Source organism: Daejeonella sp. (assembly GCF_049655485.1).
Classification (GTDB): Bacteria; Bacteroidota; Bacteroidia; order Sphingobacteriales; family Sphingobacteriaceae; genus Daejeonella.
The window spans coordinates 1-19,004 of sequence record NZ_JBASJU010000093.1; the positions used below are offsets into that span (position 1 = coordinate 1).

Here is a 19,004-nt window from a genome sequence, read left to right on the forward strand (position 1 = left end):
TATAAATTTTTAAGATGGATTTAGGAATTCAAAACAGAGTTGCCTTAGTATTAGCATCGAGCAAAGGCCTGGGTAAGGCTGTTGCAATTGAATTGGCAAAAGAAGGTGCCAAAGTAATTATTTGCGGTACTGACGAAGCGGCATTAGAATCAACTAAAGCCTATATCGAAGTCTTTGCGCCAAATAGTGTGAAATCATTTGTATGTGACATTACCGATGAAAGCCAGCGAAAAAACCTCGTGGAGCAAAGTGTAAAGGCATTTGGTGCTATTGAAATTTTAGTAACGAATACCGGTGGACCGGCAAGCGGTAGTTTCGAACAATTTAGTTTAGATGATTGGAAACACCTCTATAATTTACTGTTCTTAAGTGCTGTTGATATCATTCAACAGGTCTTGCCGGGTATGAAGGAAAAAGGTTTCGGACGTATATTAACTATAAGTTCTGTTGCCGTCAAACAACCAGCCGACAACTTAATTTCGTCAAATGCTGTACGAACAAGTTTATTAGGTTTGGTAAAAAGCTTGTCTAACGAAGTCGCTTTACATGGTATAACGGTAAATAATTTGTTGCCGGGATACACAAATACAAACCGGCTCGAAAATCTTATTCATAAAAATCCAAAAGTAATCGAGGTAAAAGATACCATCCCGATGAAACGGTTCGGAACACCCGAAGAATTTGCTGCCGCCGCCGCATTCTTAGTAAGTGAACGTGCAAGTTATATTACAGGTCAGTCATTAGCAGTTGATGGAGGCTGGATTAAGGGGCATTAGTTGTAGCTTAATTTTTCATTCTGATTTTAACAATCTACCTCTATGATGAAGATAATTTTCCTAACTCTTATTGCACTCAGTGTATCCTGTACCTGTTTTTCACAAACTCAAACGAATACTTATTCGTTGGTTTTGGAGAATGCAAGTGTTGTAAATGTAACAACCGGTAAAATCGCTTACAAACGTTTGATTGCTATTTCCGGGGACACGATAAAAGCTATTGATGATACAAAAAAAGTTAAGCAATACAAGGCAGACCGTTATATTGACCTGTCGGGCAAATATGTAATGCCTGGTTTATGGGATATGCATGTGCATTTCCGTGGCGGGGATGGTCTGATTCAGGCAAATAAAGATCTTTTACCCTTGTTCCTTTCTTATGGCATCACAACTGTGAGGGAGTGCGGCGGCGACATGACGCCCTCCGTCATGAACTGGCGCAAGCAAATAACAGAAGGCACATTAGCAGGGCCCAGGATTTTTACCTCCGGGCCGAAAATTGACGGGCCGAAAAGCACCTGGGCGGGTTCGCTGGAGGTGGAAACACCTGAACAGGTTACGAAGGCGCTTGATTCGCTCCAAAAGATCAATGTTGATTTTGTGAAGATTTATGAAAGTAAGATTTCAGGGCAGACATTCCTGGATATCATTACTCAGGCTGAGAACAGAGGGCTGACCACCTCGGGACATATGCCTTATTCCGTTAAGTTAAAGGATGCAGTTGAGCGCGGTCTGGATGCATCCGAACACTTGTATTATATCTTTAAAGCCTGCTCAAGTAAAGAAGACAGCATTACCAATGCAATTATCCAAAGTGAGAATACGGCAAGGCCAATTGGCTTGTTTGCGGCACTTCCATCTATATACAACACCTACGACGCAAAAACTGCAGATCGTTTATTCAGATACCTGGGAAAAAGAAAGTTTTCACTTGTACCCACACTTTTTATCTCAAAGACATTAAATGCGATAAAGGAAACGGATCATTCAGCGGATAAACTACTGCCTTATATTGATTCCAAGTTACAAGCTACTTATGCAGGGCGTGTAAATAGCGCAAAAAGGGCTTCGGACGAGTCTACAGCCTTTTCTAAAAAATATGCGCTCAAAGCAAGTTCGCTAATTCCACAGATGCAACGCCGGGGGATTAATATTATGGCAGGTTCTGACTGCGGTGCCTACAATTCATACGTATATCCCGGAGAGTCTCTGCATGAGGAATTGAAGCTATTGGTAGCATCGGGGCTCACGCCGGCGCAAGCTTTACAATCGGCAACAATAAATGGTGCAAGGTTTATGGGGGTTAATGAATTTTATGGCAGCCTGGCAAGAGGAAAATCTTCTGATTTAATTGTGCTCGATACAAATCCTCTAAACAACATACAGGCCATTGATCAAATCAACATGGTAATTTCAAATGGGAAAGCGTATAACAGGCTTGAGCTTGATAAATTATTAAATTCAATTAAACGGTAATGACCTCTGCTTAAAGAAGGCAAAGCATTACCGCACAATTCTAATCTCCGCCACCACCGGCAAATGATCTGAAGCGTTAACACCGTTAAGTACTCTTGTTTGAACCACCTTAAACTTGCTGGAAGGGTTAAATCCAATAAAATCAATTGCTTTTTTAGGATTTATTATTGGGATGGTAGGATCACACTGCTGGCAAGTCCGGGTGAATTGCTTGTCGAGCTCATTAATAACTGCAGAACCAGGTACGTCGTTAAAGTCGCCGGCTATGATAAAAGGCAAGGTCTCTTCAGCGGCGATCCGGTTGATTTCCTGGATTTGTAATTTTCGGTTTGTATCTGCTTTTTGTGCATCTAGATGTGTGCTTCCGAAACGAATTACGGCACCCGGATAATTGATTTTAGCTGTGGTTAACACTCTTGGCTCTCCTTTGGTTCCTTCTTGCGTTGGCAATCGATGTACCTTCATGTCGGATATATCGTATTTTGAAAGAATGGCTACACCATATTCTCCGCCTTCGTAATCAATACCTTTACCGAAGAAATATTTCATACCGGTTAGTTTTGCCAGTTCTTCAGCCTGGTTAAACTTCCCAGACCTTTTGGTATTTACATCAATTTCCTGTAAGGCCACTAAGTCGGGGTTTTGCTGGGTGATTACATCAGCTATTGCTTTTATGTCAATAATGCCTGGCTGGGCAGGAGGATTACAATGATGAACATTATAAGCCATCACACGAATGATGCTGCTTGCTTGTTTGTTTGACTTTACAGGTGTGCTTTTTTGGGAGCATGCCGTAATGAGGATTAAAAATAGTATCGGAAAAATTTTATTCATTGCTTTTGAGATAGTATAGATCAATTTCTAAATATTCACTTCAATCATTATTTTGATGATTGAAGAAGGCTTTGTATCTTCTTAAAAAGTTCTGTATTTTGATAAATTCCACGGAACTCATTAGCATGAACCCCATACGCATACACAGGTACCGGAATTCCCGTATGATCGTTAGTCGCGAATTCTGCTATAACTTCTCCTTTTTCGATATTGCCATTAAGAAGCGTTAGTCCGCCACACTCATGGTCAGCAGTAACTACTACTAAAGTTTCCCCGTTTTCATCGGCAAAGCGGAGAGCTTCGCCCACTACCTGATCAAAATCCAGGCTTTCTGTAATCAGCATAGGTAAATTATTGCTATGCCCGCCGCCGTCGATTTTAGATCCTTCCAGCATCATAAAGAAACCTTTGGGATTCTTCTTCAAGATATTGGTCACTTTCGTGAAAGCATTAGAGAGATAAGGCCCTCTTCCATCAAGAACATTTCTCGTTACGCTGTCGGCCATAATAGCGACGATTTTATCTGCTTCCGAGCGCATTAGTTCGTCCATGGTATTTATGGTCGCATAGCCTTTACTCTGCAGCTTTTGATAAGTACTTGTACCGTTTAAGGGAGTGTTTAGCACCTTCATCCCAGATGCTACAACGATATCAATTCCTGCATCTGGCAAATCATTGGCAATTGCCAGTAATTCATCTCTTTCAGTCTGATGGGCGTAAAACGAAGAAGGGGTGGCGCCGGTAATGGATTCAGAAACGATGATTGCTGTTTTCTTTCCTGCTTCGGAAGCAAAGGACATAATAGACTTCAGGGGCTTTCCTTTTGGATCGATTCCAATGTATCTGTTATTGGTTTTTTCTCCTGTGGCCATGGCTGTAGCTCCCGCAGCAGAGTCTGTTCCGTAGGCGTTAGCTGGAGTTGTGATTGACAGGCCAATATTCTGCATCTGGAACAAATTTAGTTTGCCGTGGTTCGCTGTATAAGCACTGTAACTATGTGCAAGGCCCATCCCATCACCAATCAGGAAAATAATGTTTTTTACTTTGCCGGGTTTCCCGTCTGAACGGTAAGTGGGTTTATAGGTCGGAACAACGCTTTCCTGACGATAGGTACTCTTTGACAAGTTCATTAAAAGATCACCTAAGTCTTCTATTTTATCTGTGCCAATTACATCCACCCCAAGATTCATTTGAGTCAGCCAGGCTGTCTTGGTGTCGGGAGCTGCCCAAAATCTAATCTGTTTTTTCAGTTGATGGGCGCTATCGATCACAGCCTTAACGCGTTGTTCATCAGCTGGTGTCAAAGCCCCCAGGCCGTTCCATTTAGTGAATCTGGGAAAAGGGACACTAACAAGTCCCACGCGCTTTGCCTGATCCGCCGTAAGATTGGAGGAAAGGTCGTGATCAAAAAATATATAATCGGGGTACTTATAGAAATCGGCTGGTTTTGGGCGGTTGCCACTGATTACTATGCTGAGTTGTTTATCGGCAAGAGGAGTGGAGATTAAATTTCTAAGAGCTTGTAATTGATTGATAAGTATTGGCAAGACCTCAAGATGATTTTCCTTGATGTCGATTAATAGCCGCAGTTTTCTTTGCGGGTCCTTACTAAGTACATCAAGGATGGGATTAAGGTACAGCTTCGTGAGGGTTTGATTTATATTGACGTCTTTTTTATCATGCGCTACAGCCAGCTCTCCCTGCAAGGGGAAGATATCGGCTTCGATAGATCCAAATCCCTGATGGTAAGCCCGGTAAAACGGAATGTTGTTTCTATAATCGTTATGAGAATGTGCATTGGAATTAGTATAGGGCCTGTCTTGCGAATAACCTAAAAAACTAAACCCTATCAATAATAATGTTAAAATGTTTTTCATTATGTGGAAGGATAATGTATGGTGCAATATAACAAGAAGAAACAGATCAGGTAAATTGATCTGTTTCTTCTTGAGAAAATCCAGAGCTGTAAATTTAGTTTACCAACCGGGATTTTGGCCTAGATTTGCAGTGCTGTTGATAAAGCGGTTACCGGGCGACCCTGTAAATCTTCAGCGCTTACACTTGCAACAGATCCTGTCAGGTTGACTTTCTTTTGTGTACCATAACCTACAACAACCACTTCCGCTAAATCGGAAGAAGCGAAATCCAACACTACGTTCAAGCTTCTTTGATCTGTTATCGATATCGTCTGATACACATAGCCCATCATTTTGATCGTAACCTTATCATTCGGCGATACCTCAAGTGAAAATCTGCCTTGCGAATCAGTTGAAGTAGATTTACCTGATATTTCGGCAGAAACGATGGCTCCAGGCAAAGATTCATTGCTAACCTTGTCGGTGACAACTCCGGTAAGAACTCTGGTGGTCGATTGACCATAAGTTTGTACCAAAGGAATAAGATTAAATAGTACGACTAAAATGCTGAATTTCAGTAAGTGGTAAGGTTTTCGTTGCTTAATTTCCATAGATTCTTGTATTAATTTTTGTTCATTCTGAATGGTCCAAAGGTATCCTTCCCAGGTAAAGGCGATAAAATCTTAACAAGAACTCTATGTTAAGAAATGCGTACAAGTGGTAAATTCCTATATTAGGTCTTAAGTGATTTTTTCTGGAGCGCACGGAATTTGGTGCAATTGAATTACTTTTGAATCTGCGCTGATCGGCAATTAGGAAAGCCCCCATTATATAATATTTGAATTTCTAAAGAACTTGGAATTATTAGGAAGGTTTTTACATGAAGCTACATGGCCAATTCTCGCGGCTAGTGTCTTAGTAGTCCTGATCGTTTTATTATTGATCTTTCTTGTGATCTATCAGCGTGTGCTTCAATGGCAGGCAGCGCGTCTTAAGAAATGGGACCACATTTCCGAAAATGTGATCATGGAGGCTATTTTTTTCGAGGAAAATGACACTCCTGATTCAGGAGTTGATGTCCTGGATATTAAAATGGGAAAGATGCGGGTCCCGAAAATGCTTCGATCGATGTTGCGTCATGCAACCTTCCGTAACCGGCTGATGCATCAAATCGTTTCTGCAAAACGGAGTGTATCCGGCACAGCGGCAGAGAATTTAATCCGGTTGTTTCGGCAGCTGGGATTTGAAATAGATATATTGAGGATGTTAAGCACTTCAGTGTGGCATAAGCAGGCGATTGCACTGGACCTGATAGGTTTCATGAAGCTGAGCGAATACGAGAATTTGCTTCACCAATATATAAATGATGAGCACGATTTAATCCGAATGGAAGCTCAGGATGCAATCATGCGTTTTTCTGGTTTTGAAGGGCTGCACTTTCTCGTTAAGTCTAAATACCAATTGAGTGAATGGCAGCAAATGAAAATGATCGACGAATTGTCGCTTTTACCGCATGAGGAATTTAAGGATATTGACGATTGGCTCACATCGCCAAATGATTCTGTTGTGATCTTTGCCCTCAAATTAATTCGCAGTTTTCACCGATTTGAGCTTTTTGAACAAGTTTTGGGATGCATGTTCCATAAAAGTTCGGAAGTCCGCTTTCATGCAATTGCGGCTATTAAAGTGCTGCCGAGCCCGGATGCGGTGCCGGTATTATTGGAGTTCTATCCCACAGAAACTCCCTTAAATAAGGTCGCTATTCTAAAAGTCCTACAGAGCATAGCCTCGGGTAATGAAATTGAATTTTTCGGGAAAGCGCTTCAAGATCCGAACTTTGATATCAGGCTGGAAGCCGCCCGTGCTTTGCAGAAGTCTGGCATTGAAGGACAGGAACACCTGCATAGGTTTAAAGATACAGAAGCCCATACCTTAAAGGAAATTATAGCGCAAGTTAAGGAGGAGGAAGAGCGATGAACTGGGATGCCTTCTTCGACATTGTTTCCTCCATATTTCTCATCTATGCGATAATCCTGATGTGTGGCTACATCTTTATTGGGCTTTATTCAAGGGGGGAATTAAAAAAATATCTTTTAAAGAACAGCTTTACGAATTATCGGCTGCTGGCGAGCTCTCCGGAAGCCCCGGCTATCACTATCATTGCACCAGCATATAACGAAGCAGCAAATATTGTCGAAAACGCCCGATCGCTGCTCTCTATTTTTTACAATAGCCTGGAAGTTATTATTGTCAACGATGGGAGCAAGGATAATTCCATGGAACTGCTCACCGGGGCTTATGATTTGTATAAAGCTAATTTTTATGTCAACGAGCAAATAAAGACCAAAGAGATTAGGGGAGTTTATAAGAGCAAAAACCCGATTTATAATAAGCTGATCGTAGTCGACAAAGTAAACGGGGGTAAGGCCGATGCCCTAAATGTTGGAATTAACATTTCCTCTTATGATTATATTGTATGCATTGATGTAGATTGTATCCTGGAACAGGATTCTATATTAAAACTGGTAAAGCCTTTTCTGGAAACGGGCGACAAAAGGGTCATCGCAGCTGGAGGGGTTGTCCGAATTGTGAACGGTTGTCAGGTAACCGACGGGCGCTTGGTAAAAGTCCGCCTTCCAGACGAGGCGCTTCCGCGTATGCAGACCCTGGAGTACATCAGAGCCTTTCTGTTAGGCCGTATGGCCTGGAGCCGTTTGAGCGGGCTCTTACTTATTTCCGGTGCATTTGGCGCCTTTGATAAAGAGATTGTAATTAAGTGCGGTGGCTATGACCATGGGACGGTGGGAGAGGATATGGAGTTACTGGTTCGTATGCGCCGCTATATGCAGGAACAAAAATTGCCCTATAGTGTGGCTTTTATCCCCGACCCTCTATGCTGGACAGAAGCACCAGCATCGGACCAAATCCTGAGCCGGCAGCGGAACCGATGGATGCGCGGAACTATTGAAACCCTCTATAAACACCGTGTTATGTTCCTGAATCCCAGATACGGGGTGATAGGTATGCTAAGTTTTCCCTACTGGTTTCTCTTTGAAATGATGGCGCCGCTGGTTGAATTTGGTGGGATGATCTATTTCACGGTCTGTGCCATCTTCGGGCTGGTAGACTACACCTATTTCCTGTCGCTTCTTTTTTTCGTATACAGTTTTGGTGTGCTTTATTCCCTGTTTGCAATTCTCATGGAAGTGAGATCGTATAACCAGTACACTTCACCAAAGGATATGCGGGGATTAATACGAACAGCCTTTACTGAGCCTTTTGTGACCCATCCCATGGGAGTTTGGGCAGCTGTCCGGGGTACCATAGACTTAATCCGAAAAAAGAATTCCTGGGGTGAAATGACCCGGGCCGGATTCCACAAAAAGGGGGCGCCTGGGGCACCGGGCGCAGTTCCTGCACCCGGACAGAAACCGGTTTTAAGAACGGGTTTGAATGAGTCTGGAAGGGTTTTTTCGACGATAGCGCTGCTTTGGCTGATGATTTTGATTTCGTTTAGTATGATTGAAGGTGCTTTATTTCTGAGTTCAGGGAACGCAAAATCACTGGTGTTGAAATTCATCTCTTACAGTATTTATAATGATTTGATCTTCTTCGCAAAATCGTTGATCTTCCTGTTCATACCTTTTATTCTGATACAGTTTTACTCTTTAAGGTTTGCCAGGGCTTTCCTTTCAGGCTGCGTGGTTTTAATAGCCCTTCTCCATGCCGGTTTGATTTTCTATTATCATAAAACGGGAATCCTGCTGGCATCTGATGTTTTTGGGTATTCACAGGCGGAGATAAAGCAGACTTTAGGGAGCTCCGGGGCTTTAACTTATACGGCTTTTTTAGGTACAGCGTTTTTTGTGCTGCTGATAGGGGTGATCCTCCATTATGGCTCAAGACGCATTAATCTCCCGGGAATTTTCACCATATTTTTGCCCGTCCTTTCTTTATGGACGATATTTTCAGGGGAAATTAAGGAAAGCCCTGCATCTGGGTTTAAAACCGACTTTGAGAATCTGATGGTGCTCAATAAATCGGATTATTTTTTGAGCTCCAGTTTGGACTACCTCACTGGAGGCAGCGATTTTATTTTGCCAGAGAGGCAGTTGGCTAAAGAGAATACGCTGTTTGAGTATGTGGATCCGGAAAACTACCCTTTTCTGCACAAAGACCTGAACCGTGATGTACTCAGTCCATATTTCAATATCGATAGCAGTCCGCCGAATATAGTGATCTTGTTGCTGGAAGGTTTGGGGAGGGCTTATTCAAACGAGGGAGCCAATTTGGGGAGTTTTACCCCTTTTCTCGATTCGCTTTCGAAGCAATCACTTTACTGGGAAAATTTCCTGAGCCAGGGCGGGACGACATTTGCTGTGCTTCCGGCAGTCCTGGGTTTACTGCCTTTTGGTACGAATGGATTTGCAGAGGAGAAACCCCTGCCGCAACATTTAAGTCTTATCAGCCTGCTTGAACATAATGGTTATCATACATCCTTTTATTATGGAGGTGATGCCAAATTCGATGGGATGCAAAATTTCCTCCAGAATCAGGGAATCGACCAAATCGTTCAGGAAAAGTCCTTTCCCAAAGGTTATAGGAAGTTACCTCTCTTTAATAACTTTACCTGGGGATATGGCGACAAAGAACTATTCCGTTATCACGATATCCTTGCCAGCCGGAAATCCGAACAAAGACCTTATTTAAAGGTGTTTTTGACAGTTTCTACACATAATTCTTTTCAAATTAATGATCAGCCGTCCTATAAGGCAATCTTTGAAAGGCGTCTTGGGCGCATGGGTTTCAATGATCAAAAGAAGGAAGAATACCGGCAATTTAAAGACCAATACTCCAGCATTCTCTACATGGATGATGCCCTTAGGGAATTTATGCAGGAGTATCGCAAACGGCCCGATTTTGCCCATACTATTTTCATCATTACAGGTGACCACCGGATGCCGGAGATTCCGATGAGTACCAAAATCGATCGTTTCCATGTACCCATGATGATTTATTCTCCGATGCTAAAACGTGCCAAACGCTTTTCGGCTATATCGAGCCATAATGACATCACCCCTTCATTACTTTCACCCCTCAAGAATAGTTATTCTCTTAAGGTACCGAAGTTTAATACCTGGCTGGGAGAGGGCCTGGATACGCTTCGCGGTCTTCACCACAACCGGTTTATTTCAATGATGCAAAGCAAGACGGAGAACCGCGACTTTGTGCTTGGAAATTATCATCTCAACGGAGATGACCTCTTTCAAATTTATTACGGGATGGATGAGGGGAAAGTTATAAACGAGAAAGTTAAAAACCAGGTTATGCAAAGGGCAGCGGCATTCAGGAGACGAAATAGATTGTTAAAACCCGGGGTTAAACTGATACCTGATTCCATCTACCGAAAATTTACCGGCAAAATCAGCCCTTAAAATCTTTTTATAAACGCGATTCCTACTTCTACCTGGTTCCCCCGGGTATCCTTAAGATATTCCTGATTTTCGAAGGAGGCCCTTAGGCCGAGGATATTAGACGTATTAAAAGATTTTCTAAGACCGACACTAAGGTTATTGGATTTTAGCTTATAGGTGCTTCCGTTATTATACAATAACGTATTCCGCTGATTATCCGGCGACAGTCCCGATCCGGCACCGAATGAAAGATAGTCGTCGGCACCGCCAAAATAATACCGCACCGCCAGAGCTAAAGAAGATGAAACTGAACTGTTGGAAGGTGTCTGATACGTTCTCAGGTTGAACCAGTAGTTTTTATAATATTTCCCGATTGCTACCGTATAGATCCAGGTTTCATCCCCAAAATCAAGCATCCGAAAGCCTGCATCGGCTTCAAATGACGCAGGCAAATTTGCATAAAGCGAGAAACCTGTACGGTATTGAGGAAATACCCCGGAATTATTTGAAACAGCTCCGCTGACATAAGCGTAAAATGTTTTTGAGATCCTGGGATAAAGATCCACTTCAAACTGCGTGCTGCTGGTCTCGAAGCGGTTCGCAAAATTAAGCCTGCCGATTAGGGATCCAAAGCCTGTCTGCCGTCCGTAATCCAGGCTCGCCATGTGCCAGGGTTTGTCGAACTGTTTATCGAAAGTGACATAGTCGTAGCTGATTCCCACTTTATTCTGGCTGCCCAGGCTTCCACTTTGAATACTCAGGCTTCTGGCGACAGGGTTTTTAGGATTGATTGCGAGCAATTCACTCAGGACTTCATCAGAAGCCTTGAATAACTTCTTGTCTTTTAAAATACGCGCTTTCAATAAAAGCAAATCCTCCGATTTTGGATCGATAAGCAGGCCTTTGTTGGTCAGTACCAGAGCCGTATCCGGTCGGTCATTCCAAAACTCAAGGGAGCCATAAGCCAGGTAAACGTCTTTATAGTCAGGACTGCTTTGAATAACCCGGCTGAATTCCACCCTTGCACTATCAGGTTTATCCGACCAGGTGTATAAGCGTCCCAGGAAGATTCGGATATCCGCATAATCAGGACTTTTTACAAGAGCTTGTTTTGTGAGGGCAATCGCCTTTGGATAGTTCTTATTCTCAAAAGCCTCTGTTCTGGCTAATGCAAAAAGCTGATCCGAGGTGTATTGGGTTTCCTGCGCAAGTGCGGAGAAACCATACAGGACGAATATGATTAAGACAAACAGAATGCGTATTAAAGGCCTGGTCATGAGGGTTCGTGGAGTTACGCTGCAATATCGGTATTTTCCAATTATTGAATGACCAGTAAACAAACTTATATTTTATAAACCAGAAATTGTAAAATTAACAATACTATGCGCTTAGAAGCTTCTGGAGCTAAACATTTTAACCTGCTTCCTTGTTGTTAAATAAAGGTGCTGTAACGCCCGCGCCTTAACGATGAGCTCAACGATTTTAGTAGAAAAGAACAATGGTACCGCATTTAATAGAAAAATAAAGTTTTCATGGAAACCACTGCCCGAACTTCTGAAATTAAGCCTCAAAAGGTTAACTATTCTCAGTTAGATACAATCCGTTTTCTGACCATATCCATCATTGTATGGTCGCATTCTCTTTTTCCCGAATGGTATTCAGACGTCCCCAGGGATGCAGCCGGGGAGTTCCTTAAAGTCATCGTAATTCAGATTGGAGCTATTAGCACGATAGTGTTTTTTATCGTATCAGGAATTTTAATGAATTCCAAATTAAAGCATTATAATATTAAAAGCTACCTGGTTGAACGTTTCCCGCGGGTTTATGCTCCCTGGATTTTAATAGTGCTTATTAACGCTGTTCTGCTGTTCATCCTTCAGTTATATACCAAGGAGATCGAGTTTAGATGGGACGCAGGCCATTTAATGCAGATAGCATACAACATCATGCTCTCCCTAATGATACATGGCCCTTACTGGTTCATCTATACCTATCTGATCGGGATGATCATATTGATTATTTTTAAGCGCTATTCTTCTAATTTCAATTTTGGGATTGTCCTACTCCTGGCAACCTTTTTCTATGCCCTGAACTTTTACGGAGGCTGGATTGACACGTTACACAGCAAGGCAGTATTTTCGTATACATTTTTTATCTGGCTGGGATTTCAGATTCAAAGCCGCTGGGATGATAATATAAAGAAAGTAAAGGAAATCAGCTGGTTTGTGCTAGTCCCTCTGTTGGCAGTTCTGTTCAGTGCGGCGGCTTATGATGGATACAATCTTTTAGTACAGGAGGTAAAGGATCCCTACGCATCCAACCGCCTGATCAATATAGCTTTCTCTCTTGTTTTCTTTGTGGCGCTGATAAAACTAGGAGAAATCCCGAGTATAAATCGTTTGAGGCCAAGGAAGATTGTTTTTGGGATCTATCTCATCAACAGTATTATTATTTTGAAATTTACCTACTTGTTTAGCAATCGTATAAACTCCCTCTCAGGTGTATCAACCTGGACTTTGCTTCTGTTGCAAGTGATCTATTTTGTAGTCGTGTTATTTCTAACCTGGCTGATCGTCCATTATTTGGTCAGGTCTGAGAAATACCGTTGGATTGTTGGACACTAGTTTTTAGCTATCAAACAAAAGAACTCACGATCAGTTATCAATAAAGGTTTGTCTTCGGTATTAAGACATTGGATTGAAATTCCCGATCATAAATTGGCAGTTTTTTGTGTTTGGCATAGTAGGTGATCTTTAACTGAGGTTGTGAAGCATATTTAGAAATTAACCCAAATTAAAAGAAAATGAAGAACACCTTTAAATCTGTATTAATTGCAAACCTGGTTTTAGTTCTAGGTTTTACCTCCTGTAAGAAAGACTCTCCGGTTGATCCGGTAACAGCTCCTGAAAACCTCGTACTGAGTGGTGAGATTAAGACCAGTCTTAGTCTGAAGGAAAATTCGACTTATACGTTAAAAGGCCGCGTGACCGTACTGAATAACTCGGTATTGACGATCCCTGCCGGCACCCAGGTTTTGGTAGAATCTGCGGCTTCAGCTTCCGAAAAAGGAGCCCTGATCATCACCAAAGGTTCCACGATAAATATTAACGGAACGAAAGATAAACCGGTTGTGTTTACATCAGCAGCCTCCGTAAAAGCTCCTGGCGACTGGATTGGAATAATTGTAATGGGTAAAGCAAAAACCAATGGCACCGGCGGAATGCTTAACCTTGCCGGCCATACTGCCAACACTAATACGCAATTCGGCGGAACTGAGGATACCGATAATTCTGGTTCGATCAAATTTCTGCGTATAGAATACGCAGGCGGCCTAAATCCTGCTCAGGAAGAAGAATGGGAGGTCGATATGACCAGCGGTTTAAGCCTGAACGGTGTTGGCTCGGGTACTACTATAGAGAACGTTATGGTAAAGCATTCGCGTGATGATGCCTTTCAGTTCGTAGGGGGTAAGGTAAATGCGAAATACCTGATCGCTTATGATAATGGCGATGATAACTTTGATTTTGATCGCGGATATACCGGAAAATTGCAATTTGTCATCTCTTATAATCCAAATGCTTCAACCGTTGCTATTCGGGCCCATGGCATGGAGAGTTTAAATGATAAAGATGCTACCGAAGCCATGCCATATACCAGGCCAATAATTTCTAACATGCCGATCATAGGCCCCCAGGTGACAGATACCGACGTGACCCGTTTGAGCCAGGGTATTTATATCAGGAAGAACACCAGATTTAATGTGCAAAATTCGATCATCGCCGGTTATTCTAATGGCGGCTTGATGTTATGTCCTAAAACTAGACCGCTTTTAGTGAACAACCAGGGTTCTGAATTTAAGTTCAACCTTGTGAATGCTGATACTCAGACAAGATCTTTTACCTATGACAATGGACCAAGCGGTATAGTCATCGTTCCTGATCCCGAAGTTGCTTCAATTGCCATTCAGCAAGCTGCATTTCAAACTCAATCATTAAACAGAAACAAGGTTGTTAGCAACACCGAACTCCAGCTGAAAGGCTTATACGCGAGTACGCCGGATTTAAGTTTAGTAGCCGGGTCTCAGGCATTGACCGCCGCTAATTTAAGTGGTTCAGATTTTACGACGTTCTTTACTGCAGCATCACATATCGGGGCAGTAGGAACCGACAACTGGGCTGCCGCTGGGGCCTGGGTTAACTGGCAGTAAGAAACAAAAGACCCCTCTGGCATTGCGGGAGGGGTCTTTTTACAGTCAGCCGATTGGAGGCCAATATTGACTAACTCAGTGGCAGATTGAAATGGAAAGTAGAACCTTTTCCGGATTCACTTACCACCCATATTTTACCAAGGTGCCTTTTGATAATTTCCGAACATAAATAAAGGCCCAGGCCGAATCCTGCAACTTTTTTCGTGTCTTTATTTTCTACCCGGTAATAACGATCAAATAATTTTGCTTGATCTTGTTTTTCTATACCTATACCATGGTCGGAGATACTGACCAGCAGCATGTGGTCGACGGTTTTACATGAGACCTCTATGGCTTTTTGAGCCGGCGAATATTTAACAGCGTTGCTTAGGACATTTGTTATTACCTGTCCTATTTTATTCCTGTCTGCGTAAACTTCCACATCACAGCATTCTGTCATACTGATAATACTGTTGGCATTCGTCAGCTTAATTTCTTCAATTGATTCTTGAATCAGATCCTTTATTTTAAATGTTTGTTCAGTCAGATAAATCTTGCCCGCTTCAAAACTTGATACATTCAGAAAACCATTAATAAGTTCGGTCATCTTTTTTGTCTGTGTAAGGGCCTTGTTCAGCGCCCCGCTAACTGACTCGTTTTCGATTTTGTCAACTTTAGCAATTGAAATCTGCAAGTATGCTTGAAGGGAAGTTATTGGCGATTTAAGTTCATGGCTTACCATCGCAATAAAGTCGTTCTTTCGAAGTTCATCTTCTTTATGTGTGGTAATATCATGCAACACTCCAGTGAATATGTCGGCCTTGGTTTCCGGGTCTATGGAAATATTTCCCACCACTCTTACCCAGCGCAAATTTTTATCACGAAAACCGTTTACGGCAAATTCTATATCGTGTCTTTTGCCATCAGCAACGCTCTTTTCTAGAGCACTTCGAACCAAGGGCTGGTGTTCCAAGTGTATTTGCGCAATTGCGTTTTCATAGGTCATGACGTCATCTGCAGCAAATCCGAACATTTCCTTCAGCCTGGGTGTAGGGATAAATTTCTTCGTTTTCATATTTATGACCCATATAGCAATATCAGACGCAGCTATAGCCATATTTAACATCTTACTGCTATTATCAAGTTCTTGCTGGATAGCCTTTAATGAAGTAATATCATTGAACGTAACGATTGCCCCAGTATGCTTGTTATCTGACTGCTGTATGTAAGGCATAGTCATTACCTGATACCATTTGCCGTCGTTTGTTTCAATTTCTTTGGTGATGGTGCTTCCATGTTCCAACACCTGTTTGATATCTTCTACAATGGTTTCGAATTTTACATTGGTGGTAATGTTGCTGATTGGTCTGCCAATATCCGTTTCCAGTAAATTGATCTGTTTAATTGTTCCTGGCGAGAACTTCATCAACTTGAGATTCTTATCAATAAAAAGCTGTCCATTTAAATTACTTCGGAAGTAATTATTCAGATCATCATTTATCTCAAATAATTCCTTGTTTTTGAGCTGATAATCGGAGTTGATCGTATGCAGCTCTTCATTAACCGATTGCATTTCCTCATTAGTACTCTGCATTTCCTCGTTCGCAGAAATGAGTTCTTCGTTGAAGGATTGCATATTTTCGTTCGATGCGTCTATTTGTTCATAAGATGCCTGCAGCTTTTGTTTCAACTCTTTAAGCTCGTCTTCTATCGTGAGGGTGTATTTATCGACATAATCTGTTTCATCAAAAACCATAACGTCTCCGTACGCCGAAGATCCCTGTTCATTTTCGCTAAATACAAGCAGAATTAATTCAGCATCGTGGATGATAAGCGGGCTTATGGAAAGATTTATGGATCGTACCTGGTTTTTATTTTTTATTTCTATCCCCCTAACTGTTGACTTCTTCCCTGTGTTTTTAAATTGGGTATGCAAGGTTTTGAACGCTATTGCAAGCGAGCGGGGCAGTAGCTCTTCCAGGCTGGTAATGAAGTGTTTAGGCAGGAAGTACTTTGTGGTATCGCCGTAAGAATTCAATACTTCCAGGTCTGAATTAACTGCAAGCGCCACATAGTCCATATTCAGAGCTAATGCATTATACATTTCTTCGGCAACTGCGTGCTGAAGAGGTTTTGACGGCCTTTCGCGGGTTTCAATAGGCTTATATTTGCGCTCCAGGAGATTGGGCATGGTATAAGCATCAAAATTAGAACTCTGCTTGCTTTCCAGGTTTTTATAGATCCGCCATTTTTTGTTCACCACTTCCAAACTGCGTTTAATAGATGTAGGGTTTTCACTGGAACCTAAAAATAGATAACCGTCCTTTTTGAGGCCAAACAGGAACATGTTAAATATCTTTTCCTGCAGTATAGGGGTCATATAGATCAACAGGTTACGGCAGGCAATCAAATGCATATTGCAGTAAGGGGGGTTCTTCACCAGGTCGTGCTGGGCAAAAATGACCATTTTACGGATAACCTGATTGACTTTGTAGCTGCTTCCTTGTTTTGTAAAGAACCTTTCCAGACGGGCTGGGCTGATTTGTTTTGCAATAGTCTCATTGTAAATACCTTTACCCGCATGGACAAGTGCCAGACTGTCGATATCTGTGGCAAAGATTTTTACTATCCTGGGCTGGGCGCTTTCGTCGAATATCTCGGCCAGCAAGATTGCCAGGGAGTAAACTTCTTCTCCGGTGGCGCAGCCTGCGACCCAGATTTTTAACTCTTCAAGCGGATCAAGCCGGGCTATGATATCGGGAAGGATGTATTCTTTGATATACTTGAATGCTTCTTTGTCTCTAAAAAAAGCGGTGACGCTAATCAGGAATTCCTTTGCAAGAGAATCCAGTTCCTCCGGAGCTTCTTTGAGAAAACCCAGATAACTTTTAAGCGAGTTGAAGTTATTTTGAGCAGCCCGACGTTTAGTTCTCCGAAGTATCGTAGTTTCTTTATAATCCGAAAAATCGAGGGGCAACTTTTCACTTATTAGATGAACAATTTCACGCAGGTACTTATCTTCCTGCTGTCCGTCTGTTAATAATTCGCCTTCAAACTTAAGGTAATCTTCGATAGCGCGCGGCATCGCTTCCGGCTCCAAAATAAAATCCACCATACCGCTTGCAATCGCATTTGATGGCATGCTTCCAAACTCTGAAGTTTCCGGATTCCTGGCCATCACCATTCCGCCATGCCTTTTGATTTCCCTGATGCCAGCAGTGCCATCTGAACCTAAGCCTGAAAAAACAACAGCAATCGCGTTTTTTCCGCTATTGCCTGCAAGCGATTTGAAAAATGTATTTATGGTCAGGTGGGGCGGGCTGGAACTTTCTTTGTTTGTCAGGTGCAATTTATTGTCCCTGATAACCATATACTTATCGTTCGGAATCAAGTAAACTTTGTTGCAGGCTACTTCTATCCCATCTTCAGCTTCCATTACCTCCAGCTTACTATGCCGGGAAAGCAACTCCACCATACGGCTCTTAAAATCCGCAGATAAATGCTGGATAATGATATATGAAACACCGTCCATTGGCGTATGGTCAAAGAATGAATTAATTTCATCCAATCCCCCTGCGGAGGCGCCAATAGCAATGATATGGAGGGGTTCTTTTATAGGCATTTGCAAGATTTTGATATTGTGGTGAGAGTAGAATTGAATTCTGGAAAGTTTTTTTAAAGATAAGAAAATCAACACGATATATATCGTGTTGCTACAAATAGATTATACTGGCATATCGTTGACAGTACCCTTGTCATTCGATTGCAGGATCGCTTTAATCCGGTCAATATGTATCTTAGAAATATTAGCCCTTTCGATAGAAAGGTTAGCAATTGATCCTTTTTGGGTTTTAGATATAGTTAAAAGCAAATTTCTTCTTTCTTCGAACATTCTTAACGCAGTCCACATGGTTTCCTCGATTTTCATATTCTGTTCCGCAACCAGCGAGCTTGCTGTGTAAGCATGTCCAGTATGACACCGATATCTTAGCGAGTCATCAGACTTGATCTCCCAAAGAACCCCTCCGCATCCGGGGCAATTGAAAGGTACCTGATTGCCCAGGGCGTTGACAGAAGGCAAATCGCTGAGTACCCGTTTAGCAATATCTGTTTCAATTCTAATTTCGTTCGGGACAGCTCTTTGTTTTTTAAGGGGGGTTTGAACAAGTTCGCGAAGGAGTCCACCCATTTGTGAAACGGGCATGCAATAATCTACGTCCACCTGATTAAGGGCATTTTTGGGCATATCAGGGTAGTCTGCATCGTCAGGATCTTGTACTATGCATATCCCGCCGCATTTTTTTACGGCATCCATGCCAGATGTTCCATCATTCAAATAGCCGGTAAGCAGCACAGCAATAACTCCCGTTCCAAAGGTAATTGCAGCAGAACGAAACAAAGCATCAATTGCCGGCCGTGACCTGTTTTCATGTGCGCCCTTGGTAATCAACAGCGTTTTATC

Annotated in this window: 12 protein-coding genes; 6 read left to right on the top strand and 6 right to left on the bottom strand. The window is 42.2% G+C overall.

The annotated features are described in order from the left end of the window. The first annotated feature begins 14 nt into the window (after positions 1-14). Positions 15-776 (top strand): SDR family oxidoreductase, encoded by a 762-nt coding sequence (locus WBJ10_RS03785; RefSeq protein ID WP_424288221.1) that lies wholly within the window; start codon positions 15-17, stop codon positions 774-776. Between the two features lie 42 nt (positions 777-818). Continuing rightward, a complete protein-coding gene (locus WBJ10_RS03790; protein ID WP_424288222.1) occupies positions 819-2,252 on the top strand; it encodes an amidohydrolase family protein in 1,434 nt (477 codons plus the stop codon). A 27-nt stretch (positions 2,253-2,279) separates the two neighbouring features. Here WBJ10_RS03790 and WBJ10_RS03795 read toward each other — a convergent pair whose 3' ends face one another. From WBJ10_RS03795 to WBJ10_RS03805, 3 genes are all read right to left on the bottom strand, one after another. Further along, entirely contained in the window at positions 2,280-3,086 is an 807-nt protein-coding gene (locus tag WBJ10_RS03795) for an endonuclease/exonuclease/phosphatase family protein (protein ID WP_424288223.1), read from the bottom strand. Positions 3,087-3,133: 47 nt separating this feature from the next. Continuing rightward, positions 3,134-4,963 (bottom strand): alkaline phosphatase, encoded by a 1,830-nt coding sequence (locus WBJ10_RS03800; protein ID WP_424288224.1) that lies wholly within the window; start codon positions 4,961-4,963, stop codon positions 3,134-3,136. Between the two features lie 119 nt (positions 4,964-5,082). Then, positions 5,083-5,553 (bottom strand): carboxypeptidase-like regulatory domain-containing protein, encoded by a 471-nt coding sequence (locus WBJ10_RS03805; RefSeq protein WP_424288225.1) that lies wholly within the window; start codon positions 5,551-5,553, stop codon positions 5,083-5,085. Between the two features lie 244 nt (positions 5,554-5,797). Between WBJ10_RS03805 and WBJ10_RS03810 the strand changes: the two genes are divergently transcribed. Then, positions 5,798-6,919 carry a HEAT repeat domain-containing protein gene (locus WBJ10_RS03810; protein WP_424288226.1) on the top strand — a complete coding sequence of 374 codons (1,122 nt, stop codon included), beginning with the start codon at positions 5,798-5,800 and terminating at the stop codon, positions 6,917-6,919. After that, positions 6,916-10,377, top strand: a complete 3,462-nt coding sequence (locus tag WBJ10_RS03815) for a sulfatase-like hydrolase/transferase (RefSeq protein ID WP_424288227.1) — start codon at positions 6,916-6,918, stop codon at positions 10,375-10,377. The genes WBJ10_RS03810 and WBJ10_RS03815 overlap by 4 nt, the downstream gene beginning before the upstream one ends. Here the strand turns inward: WBJ10_RS03815 and WBJ10_RS03820 are convergent. Beyond that, positions 10,374-11,633 (bottom strand): YaiO family outer membrane beta-barrel protein, encoded by a 1,260-nt coding sequence (locus WBJ10_RS03820; protein ID WP_424288228.1) that lies wholly within the window; start codon positions 11,631-11,633, stop codon positions 10,374-10,376. The genes WBJ10_RS03815 and WBJ10_RS03820 overlap by 4 nt on opposite strands. Positions 11,634-11,888: 255 nt before the next feature. On the opposite strand from WBJ10_RS03820, the gene WBJ10_RS03825 reads away from it, so the two are divergent. Together WBJ10_RS03825 and WBJ10_RS03830 are read left to right on the top strand one after the other, a co-directional pair. Next, a complete protein-coding gene (locus WBJ10_RS03825) occupies positions 11,889-12,980 on the top strand; it encodes an acyltransferase family protein (protein ID WP_424288229.1) in 1,092 nt (363 codons plus the stop codon). Between the two features lie 179 nt (positions 12,981-13,159). Further along, positions 13,160-14,563: a hypothetical protein gene (locus WBJ10_RS03830; protein WP_424288230.1), complete on the top strand. Its 1,404-nt coding sequence runs from the start codon at positions 13,160-13,162 to the stop codon at positions 14,561-14,563. Positions 14,564-14,633: 70 nt separating this feature from the next. On the opposite strand, the gene WBJ10_RS03835 is transcribed toward WBJ10_RS03830, so the two are convergent. Then, the gene (locus WBJ10_RS03835) at positions 14,634-18,164 is read right to left on the bottom strand and encodes a CheR family methyltransferase (RefSeq protein ID WP_424288231.1); all 3,531 of its coding nucleotides are present in this window, start codon (positions 18,162-18,164) and stop codon (positions 14,634-14,636) included. Between the two features lie 102 nt (positions 18,165-18,266). Continuing rightward, a partial coding sequence (locus WBJ10_RS03840) for a chemotaxis protein CheB (RefSeq protein ID WP_424288232.1) occupies positions 18,267-19,004 on the bottom strand: 738 nt, incomplete at its 5' end.

Excerpts from the sequence above, each read along its gene's own strand:
- WBJ10_RS03785 (WP_424288221.1), top strand. The coding sequence starts at position 15 with ATGGATTTAGGAATTCAAAACAGAGTTGCCTTAGTATTAGCATCGAGC.
- WBJ10_RS03790 (WP_424288222.1), top strand. The coding sequence starts at position 819 with ATGATGAAGATAATTTTCCTAACTCTTATTGCACTCAGTGTATCCTGT.
- WBJ10_RS03795 (WP_424288223.1), bottom strand. The coding sequence starts at position 3,086 with ATGAATAAAATTTTTCCGATACTATTTTTAATCCTCATTACGGCATGC.
- WBJ10_RS03800 (WP_424288224.1), bottom strand. The coding sequence starts at position 4,963 with ATGAAAAACATTTTAACATTATTATTGATAGGGTTTAGTTTTTTAGGT.
- WBJ10_RS03805 (WP_424288225.1), bottom strand. The coding sequence starts at position 5,553 with ATGGAAATTAAGCAACGAAAACCTTACCACTTACTGAAATTCAGCATT.
- WBJ10_RS03815 (WP_424288227.1), top strand. The coding sequence starts at position 6,916 with ATGAACTGGGATGCCTTCTTCGACATTGTTTCCTCCATATTTCTCATC.
- WBJ10_RS03820 (WP_424288228.1), bottom strand. The coding sequence starts at position 11,633 with ATGACCAGGCCTTTAATACGCATTCTGTTTGTCTTAATCATATTCGTC.
- WBJ10_RS03825 (WP_424288229.1), top strand. The coding sequence starts at position 11,889 with ATGGAAACCACTGCCCGAACTTCTGAAATTAAGCCTCAAAAGGTTAAC.
- WBJ10_RS03830 (WP_424288230.1), top strand. The coding sequence starts at position 13,160 with ATGAAGAACACCTTTAAATCTGTATTAATTGCAAACCTGGTTTTAGTT.
- WBJ10_RS03835 (WP_424288231.1), bottom strand. The coding sequence starts at position 18,164 with ATGCCTATAAAAGAACCCCTCCATATCATTGCTATTGGCGCCTCCGCA.